Consider the following 1,342-nt stretch of genomic DNA (forward strand, 5'->3'; position numbering starts at 1 on the left):
AGATAATTGGACTCCCCCGCACCTGAAGGTTTGGGGTAATATTTTTGTTACCACACAAAAAATATTAAAGAGAGTCCTTAATATGTATCGTACTAAAGTCGGCGTTGATTTAGCAAAAAATATAATTCAGGTTTGCACACTTCACGGTAAAAAAGTTACGTCTAATGTAGAGATGAGTACCGATGAATTTTCACTTTGGTTAGCTCAATCTAAGCCCGTCACTGTAGCATTTGAAGCTTGCTCTACTTCAAATTATTGGTATCAACAGGCCATTAAATCTGGTCATGATGCTCGACTGATTAGTGCCAAATTGGTCAAAGCTGTTAGGCAGAACCAAAAAACGGATAAAAATGATGCATTGGCAATCGCACAGACCTTATTTTTACCGGAAGTGTCTTTTATAAACGGTAAAAGTATTGAGCAACAACAGTTGCAATCAATTCAACGTTTACGCGAGTTAGCAATTAAGAGTCAAAACGCCTCGCAGAAACAAATAGTATCGTTACTGTTAGAACTAAACATCCGTTTACCCAATACACAAGGTGGCGTGCTGCGAGGGTTAGAAGGTGTACTTGAAGACGGAACTAATAATTTATCTGATACCTTCCGTGCCACTCTCTCGATCGCTAAAGTGCAACTTAAAAATATGATTAGCGCTATACGTGAATACGATAAATATTTAGAACAGAGTATCCAATCATTACCTGATTGTAAGAAGCTATTAAAGCTTGAGGGTGTAGGTCCAGTTAATGCAGTAAACCTTTATATTGCACTAGGTGCAAATCAATCGCAGCCGTTTAAGAGCGGAAAGAATGCGTCTGCTTGTATTGGTTTAACGCCCATTCAGCATTCCTCTGGTGGTAAAGAAGTCATGGGAACCATAGGTAAGTATTGTAAAAACGGCTCCCTTCGAAGTCAGCTGATCACTGGTGCCATGTCAGTGGTGATTAAAGTGATAAAATACGGCGCAAAAACGAAAAAAGAACTTTGGTTGCAGGGCTTAATGCAACGGCGAGGTAATAGGTGTGCAGCTGTAGCCTTGGCTAACAAAACAGTCAGAACTGCTTATAGTATGCTGCAAAATAATACAGAGTATCACGCTGCATAACTCACAGCGCAAAATGAGTTAACCAACTAAAATGCTTGAACAAAGATAAAAATCTACAAACGAAGTCAGCCGCAAGCTTGGAGCATAAAAGCTCGCCAGCGAGACTTGGCCGTTTGTTCGCGTAAACATCAGTGAGCCAGAGATAGCTTCTCTACTAGAGCTCGAACATAAGCACGCATTTTTCTTTTTGTGATATTAAGTTTTGGTTGTTGACATGGGGGAGTCCACATAAGC

General features: G+C 40.2%; 1 protein-coding gene. It reads left to right on the forward strand.

Annotated elements, in window-relative coordinates; translation table 11 throughout:
- Positions 1–82 precede the first annotated feature (82 nt).
- Positions 83–1,108, forward strand: a complete 1,026-nt coding sequence (locus tag WA381_RS20940; RefSeq protein ID WP_156085895.1) for an IS110 family transposase — start codon at positions 83–85, stop codon at positions 1,106–1,108.
- The last annotated feature ends 234 nt before the right edge of the window (positions 1,109–1,342 follow it).

This window comes from Alteromonas sp. CH_MED4-4, from assembly GCF_037029575.1.
In the GTDB taxonomy this organism is placed as follows: domain Bacteria; phylum Pseudomonadota; class Gammaproteobacteria; order Enterobacterales; family Alteromonadaceae; genus Alteromonas; species Alteromonas macleodii.